This is a genomic window from Flavobacteriales bacterium, assembly GCA_016700415.1.
GTDB lineage: Bacteria > Bacteroidota > Bacteroidia > Flavobacteriales_F > PHOS-HE28 > PHOS-HE28.
The window spans coordinates 569,624-596,325 of sequence record CP065018.1 but is presented as its reverse complement, the minus strand read 5'-3'; the positions used below and the strand labels follow the sequence as shown (position 1 = coordinate 596,325).

Sequence of the window (26,702 nt, the reverse complement as noted above, 5' to 3'; positions counted from 1 at the left end):
GGCTTTAACTCATTTTTTTCTCCTGTGCATCAATCCCATTGATCGTTGGTGAGCAGCTCCGGTTTTAGGCGGCCGGCCTCCTGGCGCAGTTCGAAGGCGCGTTTTGTTTCGCCGAGTTTCAGCAGCACTTCCCCTAAGCGGAACATGCTTTTCGCATCAAAGGGGTCGACAAACACCAAGTGCTCGTAGATGGCACGTGCGCGTTCCGTGAGCCCGGTGCGTTGCAGGCACCGTGCGCTGAAGTAGGCGGCATCGCGTGCGTGCGGGTTGGTGTTATCGATGAAGCCGAGGAACAATTTTTCGGCCTGCAAGCATTCGCCTTTCCGGTAGACCTGCGTGGCGTTCAGCCATGCCGTATCGGCCACCGGCAGGTCATTGCGCGGGCTGGCCACGGCGGCGAAGACCTCCTCCATCGGCAGGGCGAAGTTGAGCGCCTGTCCGCCGCCGTCAGCATGCCACGCCATGGGCAGGCCGAGCAGCCGTGCTTTGCTGTCCACCAAGGCGCCGCCGCTGTTGCCTTCGCTGATGGGCGCGGAAAACTGCAACAGCTTGCGCGCCGTTCTTCCGAAAGGCCGTAGCCCGCTCACAAGCCCGTAACTGATCACCAGCTCCGCGCCGTTCGGATTGCCGATCGCATAGGCATCCGCTCCCGTGGGTATGGCATCGCTGGTCACCGTGGCCAGCGTCGGCACCGACTTCCACGCCGAAGCTGGCTCGGTGCCCAGCACTTGCACCACCACCAGATCGCGGGCTTCATCGGCCGTGATCACCGCACCCAATTGCAAGGGCACGTCGCCCAAACGCGCTGCGATGCTGCCGCCGTTCTTGAAGCCGTGGAAGCAGGTGAGCAGCCAGCCTTGTTCCTTCAGCACCACGCCGCTGCTGCGCAGGTGGTGCAGGCTGTCCGCGCTCAGGGTCTCCACCCAGGCCACGGCACCGCTTGCTTGTGCGAATACGCGCACACCCGCATCCTGTGCCAGTGCGGGCAACGCGAGGGTGCAGAGGAGCAGGGGTGCTATGTGCAGGCGTATCCTCATGCTTTCCCTTTTACAACTGCGATCCACTGACCCGTTTTGTCCATCTTCGCTTGCCGTGTTCCTGTCCGTGTCACATGACCGACCGGCCCGCTACAAGTGAATGATCCGCCATGCGCCACGCAGCACCAGCACGAAGACAAAGGTACCAATGAGCAGGTCCGGCCAACGTGCGCCGGTAAGGGCAACCATGCCGGCGGCCGCCAGCACGCCCACATTCACTTTCGCATCGTTGCTGGTGAAGATCCAAGAGGCTTGCATGTGTACTTCGCCATCCTTCGCTTTGCGCAGGAGGTAGAGGCAGGCCAGGTTGCCCGCCAAGGCGAATACCGATACCACGGCCATGGCGATCGGTTCCGGTGGATCCACAGCAACGATGGTGCGGCGCAGCACCTCGGCGAAACCGAGCGAGGCCAAGGCGAATTGCAAATAGCCGCTGCCATGCGCCACACGTTGCTTAACGGATGCGGCCTTGCCAATGGCCCACAGGCTAAGGCCGTACACCACGGCATCGGCACCCATGTCCAGCCCGTCTGCCACCAGGCCCATGCTGTGCGCCAACCAGCCCACCACGCTCTCCACTACGAAGAAGCCCGCGTTTATAGCGAATACCCAAAGCAGCGTGCGACGATCGGTGCTGGCCATGCCTTCTTCTATTTCCCCTCCACAACCCGCACCTCCTCCTCCGTCAACCCATACAGCTGGTACACCAGCGCATCGATCTCCCGGTCCGTCTTGTCGATCTCCGCTTGCAGCGCGTGGGCCTTGGCCTGCTGCTCGGTGAAGTAGCTCATCTCAGTGTCATCAAGAATCGGATGAATGTACCGGTCAGGTAGAGGATCAGTTCGACCTCTTGCTCTTGCACCTTGTTCCCGTGCTTCGCTCGGTCATTCTGGAATTTCGAGTACAAGTCGACGACTGTCCAGTACATAGTTGACACTTCAGTTCCAATATTCTTCTCCTTCAGGAAGGTCTTTAGAACAGCCTGTTGATTCTCTAGGCTTTTTGAATTCCCAAGGACGTGACGCATTGTCAACTCCAAGGACAAACGCAGATTGTCAACAACCTCTCTTGCCGAATTGGGCTTGCCTAACAACGTTAAAGCCATAGCGAATCGATCGTAGGCATCTCCGCATGGCTCAAGCCAAGTCAATGATTCGTTCACCACGCCTTCGTCAAGGAACTTGGCACCTGCGGGATACACGAGAACAGCTGCTCCTGTTCCGGTCACTTCCATTGCCACACCACTGGACCGAATGTCTTCTAGTAGACGCCGACGTAATTCCTCTTTCTTGACTGCCGTCAACGAACTGACCCAGAATAGAGCTTGAACCTGCAAGGTGAACTCCATCATGTTCGCAGTCGACAACATCAATTGGTATACAGGACAACTTCCCAGCATTTCGGTAATGCCCCAGCTACCCGTCGTATCGTGTGATTCCTTCGCGCGTTTGTGTTTGCCAATAAAACGGTAGAACTCATCTTCATTCCCGTCATTCGACATGAAATGCAGGCGTACCACGTCTGCATACGTATTCATGAACCGATCCTTGAATTCAATCCAACGAGCTTCATCGGTCAGATTTAATGACCAGCGAGATCGGAAGCCATGGATGCGCTCCGGCACTGAGAGGGTCTTCTTCTTGATGGTCTTCTTCATCTCCTTTGTGTTACTTCCCCTCCACCACGTTCACTTCCGCCTCCGTCAACCCAACTCACTATTCATCCGCAGCCAATCTGTCTTCATCAATTCCCAACCGTTCCCACCACTTGGTTCAGCACGTTGCCTTTGCGATTGACCAAGAAGACCGGGATGGAACATAGGGTACAAGCGAGTCCCGCTCTTCCCAAGTGTTATCGGCCATTTCCGGAATACTGGGCCGAATGCGGAACGCTGTAATGCAGCCAATTCAGGATTCTCTGTTGCATAGACTTTCAGAACAGACTGCGCTGGAACTGCACCCAATGAAACGATGGCTTTCGGCTTTACAATCTCGATCAACGGCCTTAGGAAATGGGTGCCACAATGGGAGATTACACTGCTCGGATTAGCCGCATTCATGGCACCGGGCTTCATGCAGAGAACGGCATTCGTAATGAAAATGCCCTTGCCTGAATTTCCAGTAGGCAGCCCTATGTCCCGGCCGATGAGCTTGGTGAGTTCGCGTAGGTAATAGTTGGTCGCAGTGGAGTACTCGCTGGCCTTTGAAGTCTCGGTAATTGGCTTCGGTTCTATTCGACCTTTGTCGCGCAGATAGATCTCTTGGTTGCTGAAGTCCTGCGCAACGATAAGGATATCAGCATCGAGGTCATTGGCCCACGTACTGAGGTTCCCGATCTCATTGGTATCGTCCCCTAAGTCCGTTTGGTTCTTGTATCCAGCGGAGGCACAAACACTACATGTTCTGCGTTGTTTGACCAGGCTTTGATACGCGTCTTGCTTGCTCATGTCGTTGCTTGTTTGCTTCAAAGTGGTGTGCGCAATTCGATCTTGTGATCATCTAATTGTCTAATCTTCTGATCAATTCTTCCCTTCCACAACCCCCTCCTCCTCCTCCGTCAACCCATAAAGCTGGTACACCAGAGCATCGATCTCCTTCTTCGTACGGTGGTTCCTTGAGATATTTGTTGAGTATTGCGGATCGGAAGAGGGCCATGGTGGAAGTGGATCAGAAGATCAGAAGATCGGATGTTCGCATGATCGCCGGGCAAGATAAGAGAGTGCCAGTGGATGTCTTTGGTTGTCAGTTGTCAGGCTGCAATGGGGAACCCAGTAGCATCGCGTCCCGGTCGCGGCTACGCCTGACAACGGACAACGGACAACTACCCAGCCCTACCTTTGCCACCATGGAGCACGACGATGCCCGCGACCGTATGCGCAAGGCCTTGGACCTGGTCCATAAATGGCCGGCGGTCTACATGTTCAAGTTCATCTTCGAGCCGGAGGAAGAACGCCTGAACGCCGTGCTGGCCCTGTTCCCGCCCGAGGCGGAGATACTCCGCAAGTACAGCAAGGCCGGCAAATACCTCAGCCTCACCGCCCGTGAGGTGATGCTGAGCGCCGACGAGGTGGTGGCCCGCTATGACAAGGCCGCGCTGATCGAAGGGGTGATCGTGCTATAAGGTCCGCATGATAGAGAACATCCGTACCACGTTGATCATCACCTTGTCCATCCTGGTGGTGGTGCTGGCGGTGCGCCGTTACCGCCAGTATGTGAAGCGCCATCATACGCCCGTGCCGCAGCAGATGGAGCTTCTGGCCATCGAGGTGACCTATCATCCGCTGGTCCTGCGCGTTCAGGTGAGCGTGCCCCGGGAGGAGGAATTCCTGCTGGCGATGCTCTCGGACGTGCATGCGCCGCATTCCTCGTGGCCTTCCGTGCGGTTGGCGAAGGGGGACCATGTGTTGGAACTGCCATTGAGCGAAGACGCTGACGGCACTTACTTCTTTGAACTTGCCTCGCAGACGCAGCGCACGGAGCGGCGGTTTATCGTCAGAAAGGCATGAGGAGGCAATGGGCTTTGTGTGTGTTGATGGCGGTGCTCTCCGTGTCCGCCTTGGCACAACGGCGCCCCGATGTGAAGCCCACCGTGCAAGGCATTCTCTTTCTGCCGGTGGCCTTGGGAAACCCGATCTTCGACAACCTCACCGCCGTGCTGGGTCAGGTGGAAGGGTCTTTCCAATTACCGGTGTACAAGGGGTTCGGCGCAGGGGTGGGGGTGAACGCCACGTGGTATGAGCTGAACGAGTTCGGGCTGTCCTCACAGGTGCCCACCGATGGCGATGTCCGCAGGATGCTCTACTTCGCCAAACTGAACTGGACCCGCTACACCGGCAACAGCACTTTTCTTGAATTTTCCACGAAGCTGGGACAAAGCACATGGGCTTGGAATTGCCGCAGCTGCACCGAAAATGAGCGCCAGTCCGGCTTTCACTGGGGGCTGAACGCGGCTTGGTCCGTCCATGCCACGGACAATCTCGCCTTCGGGCTTTCCTTGGGATACGAGCAGGACGCCACGCGTTTCAGTCCCGGGGTCATCGGCCTCGATCGCTTTCCCGGCCGCACGGATACCGGGGCACCGTATCACTTCCTCACCGTGGGCTTGGGCTTCAGCACGAGCTTCCGGAAGTTGAAGGATGAGGTGTGGTGAGATGGAACGCAGACAACGCAGAAAGAGTGGATCTGCGCGGTTGGGCTCAAGGGTCGTGAGGCCTGCTAACGTCCATAAATGCGAATGGCCCCGTCAGTTGCGACGGAGCCATTCTACATTTTTCATTCCCCAACGGGGCTACGCCTCCGGCTCCGCCGTATCCTCTTCACCCTTGCTCACCTTCTTCTTGCTCTTGGTTACCTTGATGGTGACGTCGCTCTTGTCCTTGTTGAGGCCCACGGTGATCTTGTCGCCTTCCTCCACCTTTTGGTTGATGATCTCCTCGGCCATGGGGTCTTCGATGTACTTCTGGATCGCGCGCTTGAGGGGACGGGCACCGAATTTCTCGTCGTAGCCTTTTTCCGCGAGGAAGTCCTTGGCGTCGTCGGTGAGCTTCAGGTCGTAGCCCAGCTCGCTAATGCGCATGTACACGTAGCCCAGCTCGATGTCGATGATCTTGTGGATGTCCTCCCGCTTCAGCGAATTGAACATGATGATGTCATCGATGCGGTTGAGGAACTCGGGGGCGAAGGCCTTCTTCAACGCCTTCTCCACGATGCCCCGGTTGGCATCGGTTGTTCCATCCACCTTGGCCTTGGTGCCGAAGCCCACGCCGCTTCCGTATTCCTGCAGGTCGCGCGCGCCGATGTTGGAGGTCATGATGATGATGCTGTTCCGAAAATCGATCCGGCGACCGAGGCTGTCGGTCATCTGTCCGTCGTCCAGCGCTTGCAACAGCAGGTTGAAGACGTCCGGGTGGGCCTTCTCGATCTCGTCCAGCAGGATGATCGCGTAGGGCCTGCGGCGCACCTTCTCGGTGAGCTGGCCGCCTTCCTCGTAGCCCACGTAGCCGGGAGGCGCACCGATGAGGCGGCTCACGGAGAATTTCTCCATGTACTCGCTCATGTCGATCCGGATCAGGGCCTCATCGGTGTCGAACATGTAACGCGCCAGTTCCTTGGCGAGCTGCGTTTTGCCCACGCCGGTGGGGCCGAGGAAGATGAAGCTGCCGATGGGGCGGTTGGGGTCCTTCAGGCCGGCACGGTTGCGGCGGATGGCCTTCACCACCTTGGTCACGGCCTCTTCCTGACCGATCACCTTGCCCTCCATCTCCTCCTTCATCCGCTGCAGCTTGCCGCTTTCCTTTTCGGCGATGCGCTGCACGGGGATGCCGCTCATCATGGCGACCACTTCGGCCACATTGTCCTCCGAGACCACGGTGCGGTTGGAGCGGCTTTCCTCTTCCCACTTCTTCTTGGCGACTTCCAGTTCCTCCAACAGGGTGCGTTCGCGGTCGCGGAGCTTGGCCGCTTCCTCGTAGCGCTGGCTGCGCACCACCTTGTTCTTCTCATCCTTCACCTCCTCGATCTTCTTCTCCACGTCCAAGATCGACTGCGGCACCACGATGTTCCTGATGTGGACGCGGCTTCCCGCCTCGTCCAGCGCGTCGATCGCCTTGTCCGGCAGGTGCCGGTCGGTGATGTAGCGGTTGGTGAGCTTCACACAGGCGGAAATGGCTTCCGGCGTGTAGTCCACGTTGTGGTGGTCCTCGTACTTTTCCTTGATGTTGTTGAGGATCTGGATCGTCTCGTCCACGCTGGTGGGCTCGACGATCACCTTTTGGAAGCGGCGCTCCAAGGCACCGTCCTTCTCAATGTATTGGCGGTATTCGTCCAGCGTGGTGGCGCCGATGCACTGGATCTCGCCGCGTGCCAAGGCGGGCTTGAACATGTTGCTGGCGTCCAGCGAGCCGGAGGCGCCGCCCGCGCCCACGATGGTGTGGATCTCGTCGATAAAGAGGATCACGTCCGGGCTGTTCTCCAGCTCGTGCATCACGGCCTTCATGCGTTCCTCGAACTGGCCTCGGTACTTGGTGCCCGCGACCAAGCTGGCAATGTCAAGCGCCACGATGCGCTTGCCGAAGAGCACGCGGCTCACCTTGCGCTGGATGATGCGCAATGCCAGACCTTCCGCGATGGCCGATTTGCCCACGCCGGGCTCGCCGATCAACACGGGGTTGTTCTTCTTGCGGCGGCTGAGGATCTGGCTCACGCGCTCGATCTCCTTCTCCCGGCCCACGATGGGGTCCAGCTTGCCGTCCTCGGCCATTTTGGTGAGGTCGCGGCCGAAGTTGTCCAGCACCGGCGTCTTGCTCTTGCTGTCGCCGGGCTTCTTAGCCCCGGCGCCATAGCTCGCACTTCCGCTGTCGTCATCATCGTCGTCGGCGCTCTGGGGGCCTTGGGCCTTGGGGCTTGGGCGCTCGGAAGCGGGGGTGGGGCCGTCGCCGGCGAGGATCGTGTCCACCTCGTGCTTCACGTGCTCATAGTCCACATTGAACTTGTGCAGGGCGCGTGTGGCCAGGTTGTCCTGGTCCTTCAGCATGCTCAACAGCACATGTTCCGTGTCGATCTGCGGGCTTTTGAAGAGCTTGGCCTCGAGGAAGGTGATCTTCAACATCTTCTCGGCCTGCTTCACCAAGGTGATCTTGTCCTTTTCCGGTGGGCGGACAGCGCTGGCAGGCTCCATCCCGGCCTCTACCATTTTACGCAGGTCCTCCAGGTCCACGTCCATGTGGCGGAGGATCTTCACGGCGTTGCCGTCGCCTTCGCGGATAAGGCCGAGCAGGATGTGCTCAATGCCGATATGGTCGTGGCCGAGGCGTAGCGCCTCTTCCCGGCTGAAGCCGATGACCTCTCTTACACGGGGAGAAAATTTAGCGTCCATCTTGTTCGTCGGGCGTTGTATCGGACCGTTCCGCAGTCACTTGCTTCCTTGCTTACGTGCAAGTTACGTGCATCGGTTCGGCGGCAAGCTATTGAAGCGTTGTGGAACGGACCTTTCGGCTTGGTTTTCTTTTATTCACACCGGAGTGTGCGGTTGTGGAAAATTCCATGGTCCTGTTCCGCCTGATAAGGGTACCTTCGGGACCGTTTTTGCAGGGCTGTCCAATAACCGTGCAAGACCTGACAACAGAACATAATGGCAGAAGGAGGAGAGAAGATCATTCCGATCAACATCGAGACTGAAATGAAGACCGCCTACATCGATTATTCGATGTCGGTGATCGTGAGCCGTGCGTTGCCCGACGTGCGCGACGGCCTGAAACCCGTCCACCGCCGCGTGCTCTTCGGCATGGAAGGGCTGGGCATGAGCAGCAGCCGTCCCTACAAGAAGAGCGCGAGGCTCGTGGGCGAGGTGCTCGGTAAGTACCACCCGCACGGCGACCAGAGCGTGTACGACGCCATGGTGCGCATGGCCCAGGAGTGGAGCATGCGCTACCAGCTCGTGGACGGCCAGGGGAACTTCGGCAGCATCGACGGTGACAGTCCGGCGGCCATGCGTTACACCGAGGTGCGCATGCGGAAGATCGCCGAGGAGGTGATGGCCGACCTGGACAAGGAGACGGTGGACATGCGCCCCAACTTCGACGATACGCTGGAGGAACCGACCGTGATGCCCACACGCATCCCGAACCTGCTGGTGAACGGCGGCTCCGGCATCGCCGTGGGCATGGCCACCAACATGCCGCCGCACAACCTCACCGAGGTCTGCAACGGCATCATGGCCTACATCGAGAACCGCGACATCGACGTGGCGGGGCTGATGGAGCACATCAAAGGCCCCGACTTCCCCACGGGCGGTATCATCTACGGCACCGAAGGGATCCTCCAGGCCTATGAGACCGGCCGAGGCCGGGTAGTGCTACGCGCGAAATGCCATATCGAGGAAGATCCGAAGAGCGGTCGTGAGACCATCATCGTCACCGAGATCCCGTTCCAGGTCAACAAGGCCGTGCAGCTCTATAAGGGTGTTGCGGACCTTGTTAACGACAAGCGGATCGAGGGCATCAGCGACGTGAATGACTACAGTGATCGTAAAGGGATCCGCTTGGCGTACGACGTGAAGCGCGAGGCCATGGGCACCGTGGTGCTCAATCAGTTATACAAATACAGCTCGTTGCAGACCAGCTTCAGCGTGAACAACATCGCACTGGTCAAGGGCCGTCCCATGTTGCTGGGTCTCAAGCCCATGATCCAACACTTCGTGGATCACCGCCACGACGTGGTGGTGCGCCGCACGAAGTTCGACCTGCGCAAGGCCGAGGAACGGGCACACATTCTGGAAGGCCTGTTGATCGCGCTCGACCACTTGGACGAGGTGATCAAACTGATCCGCGCCAGCCAGACGCCGGACATCGCCCGCGAAGGACTGATGACCAGCTTCGCGCTGAGCGAGATCCAGGCCCGCGCTATCCTCGACATGCGCCTGCAGCGTCTCACCGGTCTGGAGCGTGACAAGATCCGCGAGGAGCACGCCGAGCTAATGAAGCTGATCGACCACCTCAAGGCGATCCTCGCCAACGAGGGCATGCGCTACGACATCATCAAGGCCGAGACCTTGGAGGTCCGCGACAAATACGGTGATGAGCGCCGCACGCAGATCGTCCACGCCAGCGGTGACATGAGCATGGAGGACCTCATCGCCGACGAGGCCGTGGTGGTCACCATCAGCCACCTGGGCTACATCAAGCGCACCAGCCTCAACGAGTTCCGCACCCAAGGGCGTGGCGGCAAAGGCAGCCGTGGCAGCACCACGCGTGACGAGGATTTCCTCGAGCACCTCTTCGTGGCCACCAACCACAACTACCTGCTCATCTTCACCCAGAAAGGCCGCTGCTACTGGATGCGTGTGTTCGACATCCCGGAAGGAAGCCGCCAAAGCAAGGGCCGCGCCATCCAGAACATGGTGCAGATCGACGGTGACGACAAGGTGCTTGCCTACATCAATGTTACCGACCTCAAGTCGGAGGAATACCTCAACAACCACTTTGTGGTGCTGGTCACCAAGAAAGGGGTGATCAAAAAGACCACGCTGGAGGCGTACAGCCGCCCGCGCACCAACGGTATCATTGCCGTGAACATCCGAGAGGGCGACGAACTCCTGGAGGCCAAGCTCACCAGCGGCAACAGCCACATCGTGATCGCCAGCAAGGCAGGCAAGGCCGTCCACTTCGAAGAGGACCGTGTGCGGGCCATGGGCCGTGGGGCCAGCGGCGTGCGCGGTATGAAGCTCGCCGATGACAAGGACGAGGTAGTGGGCATGGTGACCCTGGAAGGGGAGGAGACCGCCAACACGCAGGTGCTCGTGGTGAGCGAAAAGGGATACGGAAAGCGCAGCCCCGTGGACGATTACCGCATCACCAACCGCGGTGGCAAAGGCGTGAAGACGATCCAGATCACCGACAAGACCGGTCCGCTGATCGCCATCAAATCCGTGAAGGAGGATGACCAGTTGATGATCATCAATCGGAGTGGCATCACCATCCGCATGGACCTCACCGAAATGCGCGTGTTGGGCAGGGCTACCCAAGGGGTGCGCCTGATCGACCTGCGAAAGGGCGACTCCATCGCCGCAGTGGCGAAAGTGGACAGTTCACTTGCAGAGGAACCGGAGGCTGCTGAAGGGGAAGAAGGTGGAGAGGCCAGTGAAGGTGGTGAGGAAGGGAATGGAGCGGACGAGAACGGCTCTGAGGAGAATGGCACCGAAATTGAATGAGCAGCGGAAGCATGACCCAAGGAACCCATAGCATGAAGCATCTTTTCATTATGGCGGCATTGGCCGCACCCTTCGCGCTGCACGCGCAGAACAGCAAGGTGGTGAGCGCCTACAATTACATGGGCGACGGCGATTATGCCAAAGCCGCCGAGTACATCGAACCGGCCACCACCAATGAAACCACTTCCGGCAAGGAAAAGACCTGGCGCTACCGCGGGGCCATCTACGCCCACATCTCCATGGGCACGGACGAGGCCTTGAAGGCCCAGTTCCCCGATGCTGCCACGAAAGCAGTGGACAGCTACATCAAGGCGAACGAGCTGGATACGAAGGGCGATTACAAGGAAGAGAACGACCGCGCCCTGCAAAACCTGCAGATCACGGCGCTCAACGGTGGCAACGACGCCTTCAACAAGAAGGACTACGACAAGGCCATCCAAGGGTATATGATGAGCGAGCGGATCGCCAAGGCCTTCGGCCGGGTGGACAGCAACGCCGTATTCAACAGCGCCTTGGCGTACGAGGCCAAGGGCGACACCGCCATGGCCATGGACCGCTACGCCGAGTGCATCAAGATCGGTTACGACAAGCCGGAAGTGTTCCGCTACTTAGCGAGCATGAAGAAGAGGACCGGTGATCTGGACGGAGCCATCAAGACCACGAGATCGGGCTTGGCCAAATACCCGGAGAACAAGGAAATGATGCTGGACCAAGTGGCCTTCCTGCTGGAAGCAAACCGCATGGACGAGGCCGAGACCAGCGTGAATGCCGCCATCGGGAAGGACCCCAAGAATCCGGTGCTCTATTCCGTGCTGGGCAGCCTGTACGACGGCAAGGCCAATCCGAAGGAAGGCAAGGTGAGCGAGGCCGACATGGTCAAATGGTACGACCTGGCGGAGCAGGCCTATAAGAAGAGCATCGAGGCGGACTCCTCCTTCTTCGACAGCTACTACAACATCGGGGTGCTTTACAACAACCGCGCGGCGTATGAGTATGAGAAGTGCGCCGAGATCAAGGACGACACCAAGTACGCGGCCTGCAAGAAAGTGGCCGACGATATCTACTTGAAAACCATCCCGTACTTCGAGAAAGCCCACGAACTGAAGCCGGACGATCAGGCCACCATGCAACAGCTGAAAAAGCTGTATGCCAAGACGGGCGACACGGCCAAGTACAACGAGATCAAGAAGGAATTGGGGGAATAGGAAATTAGCTCCAGCCTCCGTCGGATCAACGACTTGAACTGTTCCCTGCAAGAGGGAAGGGTACCCTACAGCATCCAGATCACATCCTCCCGGAAGGTGACATCGGTCATCACTTCCATGGGATGCACTTCGCCATTGCGATGAACGTGGAAGGAGTGATAGCCTGCGTCGCGCAGCATGGTGTCGATCCGTTGGGCGATCTTCCTTCCGTTACCCGGCATGGAGGTCTCCACCATGATGATATCAATGGCTTTTTTTGCGATCATGCGGGAAGCTCCTTTCAAGGCGGGCCATTCGGAGCCTTCGATGTCCAATTTGAGAAAGCGGACCCGCTCGATGTCCTGTTGCGCGCAGAATGCGTCGACCGTTGTCACCTGCACTTCATGGGGCACCTTGTCCTCGGGGTCAGCGGCCCCTGACAAGCAGGCATATCCGAAGACCATTACACGAGGCGTGTCATTGAAGGTCTCGCTGCCCTCGTGATCGGTGAGCGCCATGTCCCAAAGGGACCAATTGGGATGGTCCGCCACCGAGTTGCAACTCCGGATATGGGCATTCGCGGACGGGGAAGGCTCGAATGAATGCACATGGCCTGAAGGTCCGACCAGACCGAGGCAGTGGGCGGTGACATAGCCGATGTTGGCACCGGGGTCGAGCACCACGTCGCCCGGGCGGATACGTTCCTTGAGGAAGTTCATGATATTCTCCTCATACATACCGTAGTACATCATCCGATGTTGGCGCACCCGATGGTCCAACAAGATGTTGAACCCGTTCATCCGAAAAGGGGTCTCGGCCGGCGGGGCGATCCAAGAGCCGACCGTATCTACCAAGCGGTGCCTTCCACGGACCGGCACGGCATGAACCAATGAACGTACCAACCCGCGTATAGGGCGCTTGAAGAATTCCATCGGTCGAATGTAGGTCTGGATCCCCGATGCACCAGCGGAAAAGCGAGACGTCATTCGGGTTGCACGGACAAAGAACGATGCGATCAAGATGGAATGGTGGATGACCACTGCGTCCGCATACCGATGGCCGGTTTTTCAATTCCTGACCTCCGTCATCCGCCACGTGGATACATTTACGGCCCTCGATAACTGACACATGACATTCAACCCCATTGAAGCTTGGCTTCACATGAAGGAGCAGCTTCCTCCTCTGCCGATCGAGCGAATAGGCCTCCTGTACGTGTATCCCGCCTTCCTTGTGCTGCTGCTGATCGAGTACTTCAATGCCAAGCAGTTGTACAGCCTTCGGGAGTCGTTCGCCAGCTTCGTCATCCTGGTGGGGGCCACGTTGATGAGGATCTTCACCAACGTTTTCGAGATCACCATCTACCTCTTCCTGTTCTATCTCGCAGCACCGCTCCGTGAAAGCCTTTTCGGATACACCACATTGGGCTTCGCGTGGTACGTCTGGATCATCTGCATGCTTGCCGATGACCATAACTTCTACTGGCACCACCGCCTCAGCCACAGCATTCGCGTGCTCTGGGCGGCCCATCTGCCACACCATTCCGCCAAGACCTTCAACCTCACGGTGAGCATCCGCAACGGCTGGTTCATCACCTTGTACAAGCCCATCTTTTGGATGTGGTTGCCCTTGGTCGGCTTTGAGCCGATCATGATCGCCACCTGCCTGATCATGAACTCCTTCTACCAGTTCTTCCTGCACTCCCAACTGGTGCCCTCACTGCCCCTGTATGAGAAGCTCTTCAACACGCCGTATATCCACACCGTGCACCACAGCAGCAACACGGAATACTTGGACTTCAACCACGGCGGTATCCTTACCATCTGGGACCGGCTTTATGGTACGTGGCAACCACCTATCAAAGGTGTGGCGCCCAAATACGGGATCAACCACAACCCCGGCACGGACAACCCGATCACGCACAACCTCTTTGAATTTCAGGAGATCTGGAAGGACGTAAAAAAGGCGCCCGGCCTGAAGAACAAGTTCATGTACATCTTCGGCCCCCCCGGCTGGAGCCACGACGGCAGCAGCATGACCAGTAGGCAGCTTCAGAGGGAGCTGAAACAGGCCAGAGCAGAAGGTCGGGAAGTGCCTGAGCACATCTTCATCCGGTCGAATTGAACGCGTAGGGATCTCACCGCTACCAAGCGAGGAACGCGAGCAACTCTTGGGAGCAGCTCGCGTTCTTCGTTTCGAGTAAGGTCAATTCATCGCTTTCCGCCACCACCTCCTGGCCGCGGCCCGCGCCAGCGCCTGCGGTTGTTACTTCCGGTGCCGGATGGGGTCTTCGGCTTGGCACCGCCGCCTTCCAAGTCGTTGATCAGCTCCGCAGTGAGCGTAGCAAAATCCTTCGGCTGCCCGTTCCCTCCGGAATTTCCAGTGGAACGGCCACCTTGGCCGCGTCCGCCGCCATTACGACCTCCTCCTTGCCGACCTTGGCCTTTCGGCGGTTCCGGGGAAAGGGGCTTGCTGGCATTTCCGCTGGCGGGGAAGGGGTGCTCCTCAACTACGGGGATCTGCCGTGCGATCAGCTTGGTGATGTCACGCAGGAACACGCGCTCGTCCACGTCGCAGAGGGAAATGGCGATGCCGCTGGCACCTGCGCGGCCGGTGCGACCGATGCGGTGTACATAAGTCTCCGGCACGTTGGGGATGTCGAAGTTCACCACGTGGGAGAGGGAATCGATGTCGATGCCACGTGCAGCGATGTCGGTCGCCACCAGCACGCGGGTCTTGCGGTCCTTGAAGTTCTTCAGGGCGCGCTGACGGGCGTTCTGGGCCTTGTTACCGTGGATGGCCTCGGCACGGATGCCGGCCTTCTCGATGATGCGGACCAGCTTGTCAGCACCGTGCTTGGTGCGACTGAATACGAGCGCTTCGGCAATGTCGCGAGTATTCAGCAGGTGCACGAGCAAATTGGCCTTGTTCGACTTGTCCACGAAGAAGACCTCCTGTTCCACGGTTTCCGCAGTGGAGGAGGCCGGCGTCACCTCTACCTTCACGGGGTTGTGGAGCAGCGAGGCTGAAAGGCGTTGGACCTCAGGCGGCATGGTGGCACTGAAGAAGAGCGTTTGGCGTTGGCGTGGAATGGCCGCGATCACCTTCTTCACGTCGTGGATGAAGCCCATGTCGAGCATGCGGTCGGCCTCGTCAAGCACGAAGTATTCCAGCTCTTTCAGGTTGACGAAGCCTTGGTTCATCAGGTCCAACAGGCGGCCGGGAGTGGCCACGAGGATGTCCACGCCGCGGCGCAGCGCATCGGTCTGCGGCTTTTGGCCCACGCCACCGAAGATGACGGTGGTGCGCAGGTCCGTATGGCGACCATAGGCTTTGTAGCTCTCGTCGATCTGGATGGCCAGTTCCCGGGTGGGCGTTAGGATGAGCGCACGTATGGGCTTGCGGCCGCCGCGTGGACCACCGCTTTGTGCGTTGACCATCCGCTGGATCATCGGGATGGCGAACGCGGCGGTCTTTCCGGTACCGGTCTGTGCGCAACCCAGCAGGTCACGACCTTCCAAGAGATAAGGAATGCTTTGCGCCTGGATCGGCGTGGGGTGGGTGTAGCCTTCGTGTTGAAGGGCTTTGAGAATGGGCTCGATCAGACCGAGCTGGTCAAAAGTGGTTTGGTGCATGTAAATGCTTCAGTACGAACGGTCCCGGTCATTGAGCCATGGACACGCGGAATGTGTGTTTAGGAAAAGCCCTCGATCGGTCCGGCGTGCAATGATCCGCTGGGGATGGCGCCTGGACGATGGATCCGAAGAACGGATGAAAGTTTGGCGCTTGGGCGGCGCAAATGTAGGGAACCGGATCGGACGATCAGAAAATCAGATGATCAGACAATGGAAACGCCGTTGCCGCGACTTGGGATGCTGACGCCGCAGATCGTTAGAATGAATGCGGATCCGCAGTAGAGATGAACCGGTGCGGTGGGCGCCGTCCAGCGTGGTCCATGGCTGTCCATTACCGAGAAGGAAAACCGCCACCGAAGCGGCCAATTGTTCAAGTAGGGTGAACCGCCAACAACCAATACAAATTCTCCATGCCTCGTTTCCTCTGAGGAGGAACCTAATGAGCTACAGGGGAGTATCCATCCAAATCAAAGTTAACATAATATAAATTATGCGCCGATATATTTGAACTCAAGCTCAGCTTTGAGGATGGCACCGATACCCGGCCGGTTTGGCATCACCGGCTTTCCGTTCTCCAGCACCATCCCCTCGAACGGATCGTTCTTGATCAGCACCGGACCGTCCAGATCCATCAGGTCGGCGGCTCCGGCCAAGTGCGCCATTGCCGTGCAGCCGAGCGAGCTTTCACTCATACAGCCCAACATCACCTTCAGTACTAATTCCGTCGCCCGGTCCGTCATGGCCTTGGCCTTGTCCAAGCCGCCGCATTTCATCAATTTGATGTTAACGCCGTCGAATACCCCTGGCGCCGCTTCCAGATCGTCCATGCCCCAGATCGATTCATCGCCATACACGCAGACCGGCAGTTTCAGTTGTAATTCCTGCTGAAGTCCGGCATCCTTCACCGCAAACGGCTGCTCCAATCCGACCAGCCGGTCCCCCGCCACTTGGCAAACTTCCAGTATTTCCCGGACGCTTTGCATGCCTTGGTTGCCATCGATAAACACCGGGCGCCGGTCGTGATTCAGCACTTCAAGCAGCATCGGAATGGATCCCGGTCCGTTCATTTTGACCTTAAGGTAGTCGCTTTTGGGGAGTTGATGAAGCCGTTCGGCCACCTTCTCCACGGGCGTTATGCCGATGGTCATTAAGCTTTTACAGGACTTTGCTTGAAGAATGTTAATCAACTGAGCAACAGTTTTTTGTTGTGTCTTTCCTGCCAAGTCGATCAAAGCCAATTGTAGTCCCGCTCGGCAACCCTGTTGATGGTTATTCCAAGCTTCCGGATCATTCAGATAGGTCTCTAATTCAGCTGTGTTATTCACCCCGGCCATTACCGGTCCATTGAGCCGGTCCAGAACATCCCGAGGTTTCTCTTTCAGGTACGGCGGCAAGGTGACCTCCCCATAACCCGTGATGCCATTTTCTTCCAGCCGGATGAAGATGCTGTCCGTTCCCTCCCGAACGCCGTGCGCAGTTTCGAAGGGGTGCTTGAAGAGCAGGCGGTATGGGGCGTAGGAGATCCGCACGTGAAGGTTTTCTACCGCAAAGGACGCTAAGAACACGAAGGGACCTACCTGATTTTTAACCGCGGAGGGCGCAGAGAGCGCAAAGTGTTCGCTTCGCGATCGAAGATCTGATGGATTTCTACCGCAACGTTCGCAACGGACGCAACGGCTTTGGCGCTTCAAGCCGCCCCGCAGTCCTGTATTGCGTTGCGCTCGTTGCGACCGTTGCGGTTAACCTCTTCTTCGCGTTCTTAGCGTTCTTTGCGGTCCCTCACCCCCGATGCGCTCCGCCGAGATAGCCCACCTACTCAAGCTCGAATGGCAGCTGGACCGCCGCCAGAAGCACGCGTGGGGCAGTATGGCGCTGTATGTGGTGAGCACGGTTTACGTGTGCTACCAAGGCGTACGGCACTTGGCGGAGGCGCCGATCTGGAACGCTTTGTTCTGGATCATCCTGCTGTTCGCGGCATTCAATGCGCTGGGCCGGTCTTTCCAGCGGGAGAACGCCGGACGGCAACTCTACCTCTATACGTTGGCCTCGCCGCGCAGCGTGGTGTTGGCGCGCACCATCTACAATGCGGTCACCATGGCAGTGCTGAGCTTGCTGAGCCTTGCAGCTTATGCGCTTTTCATCGGCAGCGCTCCTCTTGAGGGTGCACAACTGGGCACGTTCGTGCTGGTGGTGATGGCCGGCGGCGTTGGTTTTGCGCTGGTGCTCACGTTGATCTCGGCCTTGGCCGCGCGGGCCGGTAACGGCATCGGGCTGATGGCCATCCTGGGCTTCCCGATCGTGCTGCCGATGTTGCTGAGCGTGATGAAAGCGAGCAAGCTGGCGCTCGACGGCATGGGCTGGGACGTCACCGGGAAATATGTGATCTGGCTGCTGTTGATAGACGTGATCACCGTGGTATTGGCGTGGTTGCTCTTCCCCTACCTTTGGCGCGACTGAAAAATGAAGGGCTGGTGGTGGAAGGGGCTTAGCGTGGTGCTCCTACTTTACGTGGTGATCGTGGGCCTGCATACGCCCTTGGGTCCGGCGCTGGTCCATGTTTCTGCAGATAGGATAGCTCCCGGCGAGGTCAGCTTCGAGGTCACTGGCTACAATACCAAATTCAAGGATGAGGTATGGGCCTGGATCGAGAACGGCGACGTCAGTACCTGCCTGACAGTGAAGGTTATTTCTCCGGAAAAGCTTCAACTGTCAGGGACAATCCCTTCAGGCCTCAGCGAACAACTTTCTGACCTGAGAGTAGCCTCCGGCATGGACGGCGACCTCGTACTTCACGAAGCCTTTTTTACGGAAGGCTTGGGCACAGGTGCGATAAGCACGCCATGTGCAGGAATGGACGTTTCGCCGATCGCTTCCGCACGGCACTTCCCCGACCGTGCCATCCTGAACGAGACCATCCGCAACCTCTTCTTCCATGTGCCGATGTGGTTCACCATGATGGTGCTGATGACGATCTCCTTCTGGCAAAGCCTGCGCGTATTGCGTACCGGCGATCTCGGCGCGGACCGCATGGCCCTTTCCGCCGTGGACGTCAGCCTGCTCTTTGCCGCCATGGGCCTGATCACCGGCAGCATCTGGGCCCGCGCCACCTGGGGCGATTGGTGGACCACCGACCCGAAACTGAACGGCGCGGCCGTTACCGTGTTGATCTACGCCGCCTACCTGATCCTGCGCGGCTCCATCCCAGATGGCCACAAACGCGCGCGGCTGGCGGCGATCTACAACATCTTCGCCTACGTGCTGATGTTCGTCTTCATCATGGTGCTGCCGCGCCTCACCGATTCACTTCACCCTGGCAACGGTGGCAATCCGGCCTTCAGCTCTTACGACCTCGACAGCAGCCTGCGCGCGGTGTTCTATCCGGCGGTGACCGGCTGGGTGCTGCTCGGCGTCTGGGCCTATACCCTGCACCTGCGCGTTTCACGCATCAAAGCACATTTCGATGAAGCTTCTGAATAGTTTTCCGTGGAAGGACCAGCGCGACCGGTCGTTAGGCAAGCGAACTTTACAAAGGTTGGCCCAACTGATGGCCGTCATGGCCCTGCTCCTTCTGCCCGTGAGTACCTTTGCGGCATCCGAGGCACCGGGATGGTTGGAGGAGACGATGTTCGCCTCGGGCAAGATCAATACGGTGGTAATGGTGGTGAGCGTAGTGCTCATCGGACTTGCCATCTGGATGTTCAACATGGACCGGAAGATCAGCAAGCTGGAGAAGGGGATCAGAAGATCAGGCGATCAGAAGATCAGATGATCGCCACCAGCTAATCAGCTAATCCAAATGAAACGCAGTCACATCATCGCACTCGTCATCATTGCCGTCGCGATAGCGGCATTGATCGGATCACTGAGCGACAGCAGCAGTTATGCCAGCTTGAGCGAAGCCTTCGAGCAGCCCGGCCGGGAATTCCACGTGGTGGGCACCTTGGACCGCTCGCAGCCCATCGTCTACGAACCTAGCGTGAACGCGAGCCTCACCAAGTTCTCCATGGTGGACCTCAACGGCAAAAAGTGCAACGTACACCTCGCCATGGCGAAGCCCAACGACTTGGAGCGTTCCGAACGCTTGGTATTGATCGGCGAGGCCGACGCGGACGGGAACTTCCACGCCAAGGACATGCTCCTGAAGTGCCCCAGCAAGTACAACGAGGAGAACAAAGTGACCGCAGGGCTGTGAACAAATGAGGGCCGCGGAGGCGCAGAGGCGCAAAGAAGAATTTCATATGAAGCCGATGGCGCCAGGTGGTTCCTGCATGGAGCCATCAGCTCCCCGATACATATCGGGGCAGCCCATCCGCTAATCAGCTAATCCGTTGGAACAAGTCTCTTACATCGGCGAACACGCTTGGGCCGGAGTGCTTGGGCACATTTTGACCATCCTGTCTTTTTCGGGCGCGCTCTTGGCGCTGGTCGCCTACACGCTCTTCACGCAGACCAAGGACTTGGGCTGGCGCACCTTGGCACGGGCCGCGTTCCGGGTGCATTCGATCGCGATACTTGGCATTGTGGTGACATTGTTCACCATGCTCTTCAACCACTGGTTCGCCTACGACTACGTGTGGAAGCACAGCAATACGGAGATGCCGTTGCGCTACATCGCGAGCTGTTTCTGGGAAGGTCAGGAAGGCTCGTTCCTGCTCTGGACCTTCTGGACGATGGTGCTGGGCAACCTCCTGATCTGGAAAGCCAAGACGTGGGAAGGCCCCGTGCTGGCGGTGTTCGCACTGGTGCAAGTGTTCCTCGCCACGATGTTGCTGGGCATCTATGTGTTCGATGTGCGCGTGGGCAGCAGCCCTTTCCTCTTGATCCGTGAACTTCCGGAGAACATCGGTCTGCCGTGGACGAAACTGCCGACCTACCTCGCCATGATCCCGCAGTTCAAGGACGGCCGCGGATTGAACCCGTTGCTGCAGAACTATTGGATGGTGATCCACCCTCCCACTCTCTTCTTCGGCTTTGCTTCCACATTGATACCCTTCGCCTTCGCCATAGCCGGCTTGTGGACGAGGCGGGTAAAGGAGTGGATGGAACCTGCGCTGCCGTGGACCTTCTTCGGTATTGGCGTACTGGGCACCGGCATCCTGATGGGCGGTGCTTGGGCTTACGAGGCGCTCAGCTTCGGCGGCTTCTGGGCCTGGGACCCGGTGGAGAATGCCTCGCTCGTGCCTTGGCTCACGCTGGTCGGCACCGGGCACCTGATGCTGATCAACAAGCGCAAGGACACCTCGCTCTTCACCACGCTCTTCCTCGCGCTGCTCACCTTCCTGCTGGTGCTCTACAGCACCTTCCTCACCCGCAGCGGCGTGCTTGGCGATACCAGCGTACACAGCTTCACCGGCGAGGGCATGTTGCCGGGCCTGCTCATCTTCATGCTCACCTTCGTGGTGGTGGCCGTCACCGCGCTGAACACGCACCGCACGGACCGCCTCTTCTACTTCGGGCTTTCGGTGCTGATCTTCGTGCTGGGCGTGACGTTACAGGTGCAGGTGCCCGCGATCATCCTCTTTGTCGCCGTCAGCTTGGTGATGACCGTGGTGGCCTACCGGAAAGGGCCCTTCCACGGGCACGAGGAAGAGCAATTGCTGACCCGTGAGTTCTGGCTGTTCATCGCCTCGTTGGTGCTGTTGCTGAGCGCGATGCAGATCATCTTCAGCACGTCCATTCCGGTGTTCAACCTGTTGTTGGCCCCGTTCCAAAGCGCCTTCCAAAGCCTGCACGACGCGACGGGCTGGGGCTGGGCGCACACCCTTGCAACGGACAAACTGGCCCCGCCGGTGGAAGCCAAGGCACATTTCAACAAGTGGCAGATCCCCTTCGCCTTCATCGTGGCGATGCTGGTGGCCTTCGGACAATACCTCCGCTACAAGAAGACCGACAAGAAAAAGTTCTTCCGCGAGCTGCGCTGGTCGCTGATCGGGGCCTTGGTGCTCACCATACTGGCCACATGGTGGCTGGAATACCGCTTGGTGGAGGGCAATCTCGTGGCGCTCCTGTTCGCCACCTGCTTCGCCGTACTGTCCAATGCCTTCTACATCCCGATGGTCTTGAAGGGCAAGCTCAGCAAGGCCGGTCCTTCCATCGCGCACGTGGGCTTCGCGCTGGTGCTGCTCGGCGCGCTGATCAGCACCTCCCGTGAGAAGATCGTCACCCGCAACCAGACGGGGCCCGTGCTGAATTTCCTCAACAAGGACTTCAACGACAGCAAGGACATGCTGCTCTACCTCGGCGACACCCTACCGGTGGGCGAGCACTTCGTCACCTTCAAGGGCAAGCGCCAGGAAGGCGTGAACCTGTATTACGACATGGACTGGATGAAGTCCGTACCCCGCAATTTCCACGTGGGCGACACGGTGCGCGTGCGGAGCATGCTCTTCATCGCCAAGGACGACCACGTGGCTAGCGACAACTTTCTCAGCGACCAACCTGAGCATTGGGCACCCTTGGAGACCTTCACGCGCAGCGAGATGTGGCGCGCATCTGACTGGAGCAGCCACCGCGCCGGACCGAAGGAATTCGCGCTGAAACCCATGGTGCAGCTAAACCCGCGCTTTGGCAACGTGGCCGAACCCAGCACCAAACATTGGGTGGACCACGACCTCTACACGCACATCCGGTACGCGAAATTGGACACCGCCGCGGACGGCCATATGCCTGCGCGGACCTACGAAAAGAGCGTTGGTGACACCATCGTAACGCCCACCTGCGTGATCCTGATCGACAGCATCCGCACCGTTCGGGACAGCGTCACATTGGCGCGCTTGGGCCCGGACTTCACCGTGTACATCCTGAACATGCGTGTACGTGACCTCTACGATCAGAACCGCTGGTTCGAGGCCAAGCCCGTGGTGATCTACCACGACGGACAGAACGTGGGCAGCAAGGGCTTCGCCATACCGGAGCTGAACGTGAAGTTCGACCTCGCCACCGTGAAGGGCGACCAAGTGGGCCTGAACGTGAGCGAGCGGGAGTTCGTGATCATGCAGGCCATTATGTTCCCCGGCATCAACATCCTGTGGATCGGATGTATTCTGATGGCGTTGGGGACCTTGGTGGCGGTGCGGCAGCGGGTGCGGGGGACTGGGGGGAAGGCGAAAGCTTGAACCGCGGTGGCGCAACGAGGGCGCAGCGTTTCTGTTAACCAAGGACCATCAGCCCAAACCTCCGAAGTAGCGTTTCATCGGCCTTTGGTGCATGTGCCGGATCCGATATACTACGATGGCATCATCTTCTATGGTGTAGATGACGAAATAGCGGAATTTCGCCAGTGGCGCAAAACGGAAAGGCGGTCGTCGCAATAGGAAGCCATTCGGGAATTGGGAGATGTATCCGATGGTCCGATCCACTTCCTCCTCGAAACGCTGAGCGGCGTGGCCATCACCCGATGAATACCACAAGCGCACCATTGCCAGGTCAGCATCAGCCTCCGACCGAAAAATGATCCTGCGCGACATTAAAGCTTCTCCTTTCTCCACCGCTCCTTGATCTCTTCCCAAGTAGTGAATTTTCCTTCGCCACGTAGGTAGGCTTCCCGGTCCTTCTCCAGCGCATCCCACTCTTCCTCGCTCAACTGACCCTCCGGATCGCTCTGGTCTATTTCAATTTGGTCAATGAGGCTCTCCATCAATCTCCGCACCTCATCGGCGGAATAACTCCGGTCCTCCAATTTGATGTAAGGTTCCTCCCCTTCTTTCACAACGCTGAGGTGCTCGTTCGGAATGCCATAGCCGCGCGGGGAATCCAGCAGACGCTTCAAGGCCATCAGGCGCGCTTCGTCTTCCAACAGGGCGATGCGTTCCAGCAGTTCGAGCTTGAGGGTCTTGAGGTCCATGGTGATGAGATCTTTCCAAAGCTAACAGCAAATGCGTTCTCACCACAGAGGCACGGAGGCACGGAGAAATGCGATTGATGAAGGTGATCGGTTAATGGTGATTGGTGATCAGACGACTGCCTACTGCCTACTGCCTACTGCCACTGCCTACTGCCACTGCGTACTACCACTGCCTACTACCACTGCCTACTACCACTGCCACTGCCACTGCCACTGCCACTGCCACTGCCACTGCCACTGCCACTGCCACTGCCACTGCCTACTATCCCCTGACTACTGTCACTGCCCCCTGACTCCTCTGTGCCTCTGCGGCAAACCTCCCGGTTCCTCATTCCTCCCGACCTTCGCGCCTCATGCATTCCGTTCTTCTCATCGGCACCGGCCGCTTGGCGTTCCACTTGGGGCATGCTTTGCGCGGTGCGGGCTATACGATCGTCGGCTTGGCCGGTCGTGATGCGACGAAGACCGCTGAACTTGCAAAAGATCTTGGTTGCTCGGAATTCGGGTTGAACGATGCGCTCCCTCACGCCGACCTGCGGATACTTGCCGTCAGTGATGATGCCATCCACCCTGTCGCAGAAACGCTTCCTCCGGACGGCACGCCGACCATTCACCTGAGCGGCTCCAAGCCAGTGGACCTCTTGCAACCTCACGAACATCGCGGCGTGCTGTGGCCGATCCAGAGCTTCAGTCCCGGAATGCCTATTTCTTTTCAGAAAGTGCCGCTGATCGTGGATGCGGACGATGAAGCGACCTTGGGCCTGCTGCGGGAACTGGCCGAACGGCTTTCTACCACGGTGGTACACCTCCCCTTCCCACTTCGCCAACACCTCCACCTCAGCGCCGTCATCGCCTCGAACTTCCCGACTTTTCTGCTGCGTGAGGCCGAGCGCTTGCTCACGGCGCACAAGATCGCGCCGGATCTGCTTCATCCCCTGTGGAAAGCGACCACCGAAAAGGCATTGCAAGGCGCGGACAACGCGGTGACCGGCCCGGCGCGGCGCGGCGACATCAAGACCATCGCCCAGCAAATGGACCTTTTGGCGGACGAACCCGAACTTCGCCGCGCGTACGCCGCTTTGAGCGACCTGATCATCCACACCTATCACCCCGAGTCCCGTGACCTCCAAGACCTATAAGGAACTCCTTGCCGGTATCGATACCTTCCTGTTCGATGTGGACGGCGTGTTCACAGACGGCTCCGTTCAACTTGCGCCGGGCATCGACCCGATCCGCACCTTCTTCACCCGCGACGCTTATGCGGTGCAGCACGCGCTGAAGGAAGGCGTGCGGATCATCGTCCTCACCGGCGGGATCTCCGACGGTATTGGCCAAAGCCTCGGTCGCTTGGGTGTTATGGAATTCCACCACTCCGTGAAGGACAAGAACGTTAAGCTGGACGAACTCGTCGCCAATACCGGCCTGGACCTGAAGCGCGCGGCCTACATGGGCGATGACATCCCGGACCTGCGGGTGATGCAGCGCGTGGCCCTTCCCTGCTGCCCGTCCGATGCCGCCGAGGAGGTCAAGTTCATCAGCCGCTATGTATCCCGCTTTCCCGGAGGCCGTGGATGTGTCCGCGACGTGTTGGAACAGGCCATGAAGGTGCAGGACAAGTGGCTCACCGAACAGGCCCATAGCTGGTAGCATGGGCGCCTTCCTGCGGCTCACCCGCCCGCTGAACCTGCTGATCATCGCCTTCACGATGGTGGCCATACGCTATGGCGTGATCGGCGGATACCTTGAAGTGAGTTCCGTGGACCTGCGGCACATGGCCCCCTCGCCGGATGTGACCCTTTTCGCGCAGGTGCCGGACAACACGTTCGTGCATGCCTTCAATGAACTGTTGTTCTGGCTGCTGGTTTGTAGTACCGTATTGATCGCAGCGGGCGGCAATGTGATCAACGACTACTTCGACACGCGCATCGATCGGGTGAACAAGCCTGATGAGGTGATCGTAGGGCGCTCCGTGAAGCGCCGCGTGGCAATGATGGGCCATCTGGTGCTCACAGCGTTGGGCATTTTGATCGGCGCCGTGGTCGCATGGCGGAGCGGCCAATTGCACTTGGCGGTCATTCCCGTCTTCGCCGCAGGGGCCTTGTGGTACTACAGCACCAAACTGAAGCGCACTTTCCTCTTGGGCAACGGGCTTGTGGCTTTGCTCGTGGCCTTGGTGCCCCTTTCCGTTGGGCTGTACGAGATCCCCGCTTTGACCAGTGCTTACGGGAATTCCGCGTCGGCGAACATCGGAGGTGGCCAGGAACTCGAAGTGGTCTTTCATTTCAATGAACTTTGGCCTTGGATCCTCGGCTTTACGGCCTTCGCCTTTCTCACCACCTTGGTCCGTGAGCTACAGAAGGACATGGCGGACATCAAGGGCGACAAGGCGGACGGCTGCCGAACGGTGCCGATCGTCATGGGCGTTAATTGGGCCAAGGCGTTGACCTTGTTCTACCTCGCGGTGGCCATCATCGCGCTGTTGTTGCTGCGGGCCGTGGTGCTCACCGACAAGTTCTCCTACTGGTACATCGGTGCCGGGGTCGTGCTGCCGATGTTGCTTTCGGCGGGGTTCACCTACGGGGCGAACGACAGGAATGGCTTCAACACGGCAGGCCACATCCTGAAATTCGCCATGGCCATTGCGGTGGCTTTCGCCTTCTTTATCCTCAAGGTTTTATGATCCCGGCCCCTCCCCTTTTTCCGTGGCGCTTGGTCCTCGCCTCCGCTTCACCGCGCAGAAGGCATTTGTTGCATGGGCTGGACCTGCCGGTGGAGATCACCGAGGTGGACGTGGATGAGACTCCTCCCCAAGACCTGCCTGCCGAGGAGGTGGCCGAATTCCTCGCCCGAAAAAAAGCAGAAGCTTGGACCGGTACCCTTGCTGATGACCAAGTGCTTGTGACCGCTGATACTACAGTGTTGATCGGTGATATTCTCCTTAACAAACCCGTGGACGCGAAAGATGCCATGCGCATGCTCGGTATCCTTTCCGGCAAGGAACACCGCGTGATCACCGGGGTGTGCCTGCGGACCGCAAAGCGCACTTCCTGCTTTCGCGACACGGCCAAGGTGCGCTTCAAGGAGCTTTCTCCGGAAGAGATCCAGTACTACGTGGACCGCCATTCACCGTTGGACAAAGCGGGTGCCTACGGCGTACAGGATTGGATCGGCTATACGGCCGTGGAACGCACCGAGGGATCCTTCTACACGGTGATGGGCCTGCCGATGCACAAGCTGTATGAAGCGCTGAAGCGGCTGGGGAACGGAGAAGGCTGATAGGTGGACGCAGAGGCGCGGAGGC

The 26,702-nt window shown here is 58.7% G+C and carries 26 protein-coding genes; 15 read left to right on the top strand and 11 right to left on the bottom strand.

The annotated features are described in order from the left end of the window. Positions 1 to 29 precede the first annotated feature (29 nt). The 5 genes from IPP95_02370 to IPP95_02350 all read right to left on the bottom strand — a co-directional run bounded on the left by IPP95_02370 (position 30) and on the right by IPP95_02350 (position 3,483). Complete coding sequence (locus tag IPP95_02370; GenBank protein QQS73094.1) at positions 30 to 1,037, bottom strand: trypsin-like peptidase domain-containing protein; 1,008 nt, start codon at positions 1,035 to 1,037, stop codon at positions 30 to 32. A 90-nt stretch (positions 1,038 to 1,127) separates the two neighbouring features. Beyond that, positions 1,128 to 1,679, bottom strand: coding sequence for a cation transporter (locus IPP95_02365; protein ID QQS73093.1), 552 nt, complete (start codon positions 1,677 to 1,679; stop codon positions 1,128 to 1,130). An 8-nt stretch (positions 1,680 to 1,687) separates the two neighbouring features. Then, positions 1,688 to 1,828: a hypothetical protein gene (locus IPP95_02360; protein ID QQS73092.1), complete on the bottom strand. Its 141-nt coding sequence runs from the start codon at positions 1,826 to 1,828 to the stop codon at positions 1,688 to 1,690. Continuing rightward, positions 1,825 to 2,694: a hypothetical protein gene (locus IPP95_02355; protein ID QQS73091.1), complete on the bottom strand. Its 870-nt coding sequence runs from the start codon at positions 2,692 to 2,694 to the stop codon at positions 1,825 to 1,827. The genes IPP95_02360 and IPP95_02355 overlap by 4 nt, the downstream gene beginning before the upstream one ends. A 45-nt stretch (positions 2,695 to 2,739) precedes the next feature. Then, positions 2,740 to 3,483: a hypothetical protein gene (locus IPP95_02350; protein ID QQS73090.1), complete on the bottom strand. Its 744-nt coding sequence runs from the start codon at positions 3,481 to 3,483 to the stop codon at positions 2,740 to 2,742. A gap of 398 nt (positions 3,484 to 3,881) precedes the next feature. On the opposite strand from IPP95_02350, the gene IPP95_02345 reads away from it, so the two are divergent. Genes IPP95_02345 through IPP95_02335 form a run of 3 tightly spaced genes read left to right on the top strand, consistent with a single transcriptional unit; the run spans position 3,882 to position 5,186 of the window. Continuing rightward, entirely contained in the window at positions 3,882 to 4,157 is a 276-nt protein-coding gene (locus IPP95_02345; GenBank protein QQS73089.1) for a DUF493 family protein, read from the top strand. A gap of 7 nt (positions 4,158 to 4,164) precedes the next feature. Beyond that, positions 4,165 to 4,542, top strand: coding sequence for a hypothetical protein (locus IPP95_02340; protein ID QQS73088.1), 378 nt, complete (start codon positions 4,165 to 4,167; stop codon positions 4,540 to 4,542). Next, the gene (locus tag IPP95_02335) at positions 4,539 to 5,186 is read left to right on the top strand and encodes a hypothetical protein (protein QQS73087.1); all 648 of its coding nucleotides are present in this window, start codon (positions 4,539 to 4,541) and stop codon (positions 5,184 to 5,186) included. The genes IPP95_02340 and IPP95_02335 overlap by 4 nt, the downstream gene beginning before the upstream one ends. Positions 5,187 to 5,324: 138 nt before the next feature. Here the strand turns inward: IPP95_02335 and IPP95_02330 are convergent, their stop codons facing one another. Beyond that, positions 5,325 to 7,910 (bottom strand): ATP-dependent Clp protease ATP-binding subunit, encoded by a 2,586-nt coding sequence (locus IPP95_02330; GenBank protein ID QQS73086.1) that lies wholly within the window; start codon positions 7,908 to 7,910, stop codon positions 5,325 to 5,327. 255 nt (positions 7,911 to 8,165) lie between these two features. Between IPP95_02330 and gyrA the strand changes: the two genes are divergently transcribed. Together gyrA and IPP95_02320 are read left to right on the top strand one after the other, a co-directional pair. Next, the gene (gyrA, locus tag IPP95_02325; protein QQS73085.1) at positions 8,166 to 10,742 is read left to right on the top strand and encodes a DNA gyrase subunit A; all 2,577 of its coding nucleotides are present in this window, start codon (positions 8,166 to 8,168) and stop codon (positions 10,740 to 10,742) included. A gap of 32 nt (positions 10,743 to 10,774) precedes the next feature. Then, positions 10,775 to 11,947 carry a tetratricopeptide repeat protein gene (locus IPP95_02320; GenBank protein ID QQS73084.1) on the top strand — a complete coding sequence of 391 codons (1,173 nt, stop codon included), beginning with the start codon at positions 10,775 to 10,777 and terminating at the stop codon, positions 11,945 to 11,947. Positions 11,948 to 12,012: 65 nt separating this feature from the next. Here IPP95_02320 and IPP95_02315 read toward each other — a convergent pair whose 3' ends face one another. Beyond that, the gene (locus IPP95_02315; GenBank protein ID QQS73083.1) at positions 12,013 to 12,726 is read right to left on the bottom strand and encodes an FkbM family methyltransferase; all 714 of its coding nucleotides are present in this window, start codon (positions 12,724 to 12,726) and stop codon (positions 12,013 to 12,015) included. A 361-nt stretch (positions 12,727 to 13,087) separates the two neighbouring features. On the opposite strand from IPP95_02315, the gene IPP95_02310 reads away from it, so the two are divergent. Continuing rightward, entirely contained in the window at positions 13,088 to 14,047 is a 960-nt protein-coding gene (locus tag IPP95_02310; protein ID QQS73082.1) for a sterol desaturase family protein, read from the top strand. A gap of 86 nt (positions 14,048 to 14,133) precedes the next feature. On the opposite strand, the gene IPP95_02305 is transcribed toward IPP95_02310, so the two are convergent. Further along, positions 14,134 to 15,558 (bottom strand): DEAD/DEAH box helicase, encoded by a 1,425-nt coding sequence (locus tag IPP95_02305; protein ID QQS73081.1) that lies wholly within the window; start codon positions 15,556 to 15,558, stop codon positions 14,134 to 14,136. Between the two features lie 488 nt (positions 15,559 to 16,046). Next, positions 16,047 to 17,087 carry a hypothetical protein gene (locus IPP95_02300; protein QQS73080.1) on the bottom strand — a complete coding sequence of 347 codons (1,041 nt, stop codon included), beginning with the start codon at positions 17,085 to 17,087 and terminating at the stop codon, positions 16,047 to 16,049. 259 nt (positions 17,088 to 17,346) lie between these two features. Between IPP95_02300 and IPP95_02295 the strand changes: the two genes are divergently transcribed. The 5 genes from IPP95_02295 to ccsA (IPP95_02275) all read left to right on the top strand — a co-directional run bounded on the left by IPP95_02295 (position 17,347) and on the right by ccsA (IPP95_02275) (position 22,673). Beyond that, a complete protein-coding gene (locus tag IPP95_02295; protein ID QQS73079.1) occupies positions 17,347 to 18,015 on the top strand; it encodes a heme exporter protein CcmB in 669 nt (222 codons plus the stop codon). 393 nt (positions 18,016 to 18,408) lie between these two features. Then, complete coding sequence (gene ccsA, locus IPP95_02290; protein ID QQS74175.1) at positions 18,409 to 19,035, top strand: cytochrome c biogenesis protein CcsA; 627 nt, start codon at positions 18,409 to 18,411, stop codon at positions 19,033 to 19,035. Between the two features lie 76 nt (positions 19,036 to 19,111). Beyond that, positions 19,112 to 19,327, top strand: a complete 216-nt coding sequence (locus tag IPP95_02285) for a CcmD family protein (GenBank protein ID QQS73078.1) — start codon at positions 19,112 to 19,114, stop codon at positions 19,325 to 19,327. Positions 19,328 to 19,354: 27 nt separating this feature from the next. Continuing rightward, entirely contained in the window at positions 19,355 to 19,750 is a 396-nt protein-coding gene (locus tag IPP95_02280; protein ID QQS73077.1) for a cytochrome c maturation protein CcmE, read from the top strand. A gap of 136 nt (positions 19,751 to 19,886) precedes the next feature. Beyond that, positions 19,887 to 22,673, top strand: coding sequence for a cytochrome c biogenesis protein CcsA (ccsA, locus tag IPP95_02275; protein ID QQS73076.1), 2,787 nt, complete (start codon positions 19,887 to 19,889; stop codon positions 22,671 to 22,673). A 48-nt stretch (positions 22,674 to 22,721) separates the two neighbouring features. Here the strand turns inward: ccsA (IPP95_02275) and IPP95_02270 are convergent, their stop codons facing one another. Together IPP95_02270 and IPP95_02265 are read right to left on the bottom strand one after the other, a co-directional pair. Next, the gene (locus IPP95_02270; protein ID QQS73075.1) at positions 22,722 to 23,024 is read right to left on the bottom strand and encodes a type II toxin-antitoxin system RelE/ParE family toxin; all 303 of its coding nucleotides are present in this window, start codon (positions 23,022 to 23,024) and stop codon (positions 22,722 to 22,724) included. Further along, positions 23,024 to 23,401, bottom strand: a complete 378-nt coding sequence (locus IPP95_02265; GenBank protein ID QQS73074.1) for a hypothetical protein — start codon at positions 23,399 to 23,401, stop codon at positions 23,024 to 23,026. Before IPP95_02265 ends, IPP95_02270 begins: the two co-directional genes overlap by 1 nt. Positions 23,402 to 23,754: 353 nt before the next feature. Between IPP95_02265 and IPP95_02260 the strand changes: the two genes are divergently transcribed. The 4 genes from IPP95_02260 to maf are packed head-to-tail and all read left to right on the top strand — an operon-like array spanning position 23,755 to position 26,677. Beyond that, a complete protein-coding gene (locus tag IPP95_02260; GenBank protein QQS73073.1) occupies positions 23,755 to 24,540 on the top strand; it encodes a DUF2520 domain-containing protein in 786 nt (261 codons plus the stop codon). After that, on the top strand, positions 24,521 to 25,048 hold the full coding sequence (locus IPP95_02255; protein ID QQS73072.1) for a 3-deoxy-D-manno-octulosonate 8-phosphate phosphatase: 528 nt from the start codon (positions 24,521 to 24,523) through the stop codon (positions 25,046 to 25,048). The genes IPP95_02260 and IPP95_02255 overlap by 20 nt, the downstream gene beginning before the upstream one ends. Before the next feature lies 1 nt (position 25,049). Continuing rightward, positions 25,050 to 26,081, top strand: coding sequence for a geranylgeranylglycerol-phosphate geranylgeranyltransferase (locus IPP95_02250; protein ID QQS73071.1), 1,032 nt, complete (start codon positions 25,050 to 25,052; stop codon positions 26,079 to 26,081). Continuing rightward, positions 26,078 to 26,677 carry a septum formation protein Maf gene (gene maf, locus IPP95_02245; GenBank protein ID QQS73070.1) on the top strand — a complete coding sequence of 200 codons (600 nt, stop codon included), beginning with the start codon at positions 26,078 to 26,080 and terminating at the stop codon, positions 26,675 to 26,677. Before IPP95_02250 ends, maf begins: the two co-directional genes overlap by 4 nt. The last annotated feature ends 25 nt before the right edge of the window (positions 26,678 to 26,702 follow it).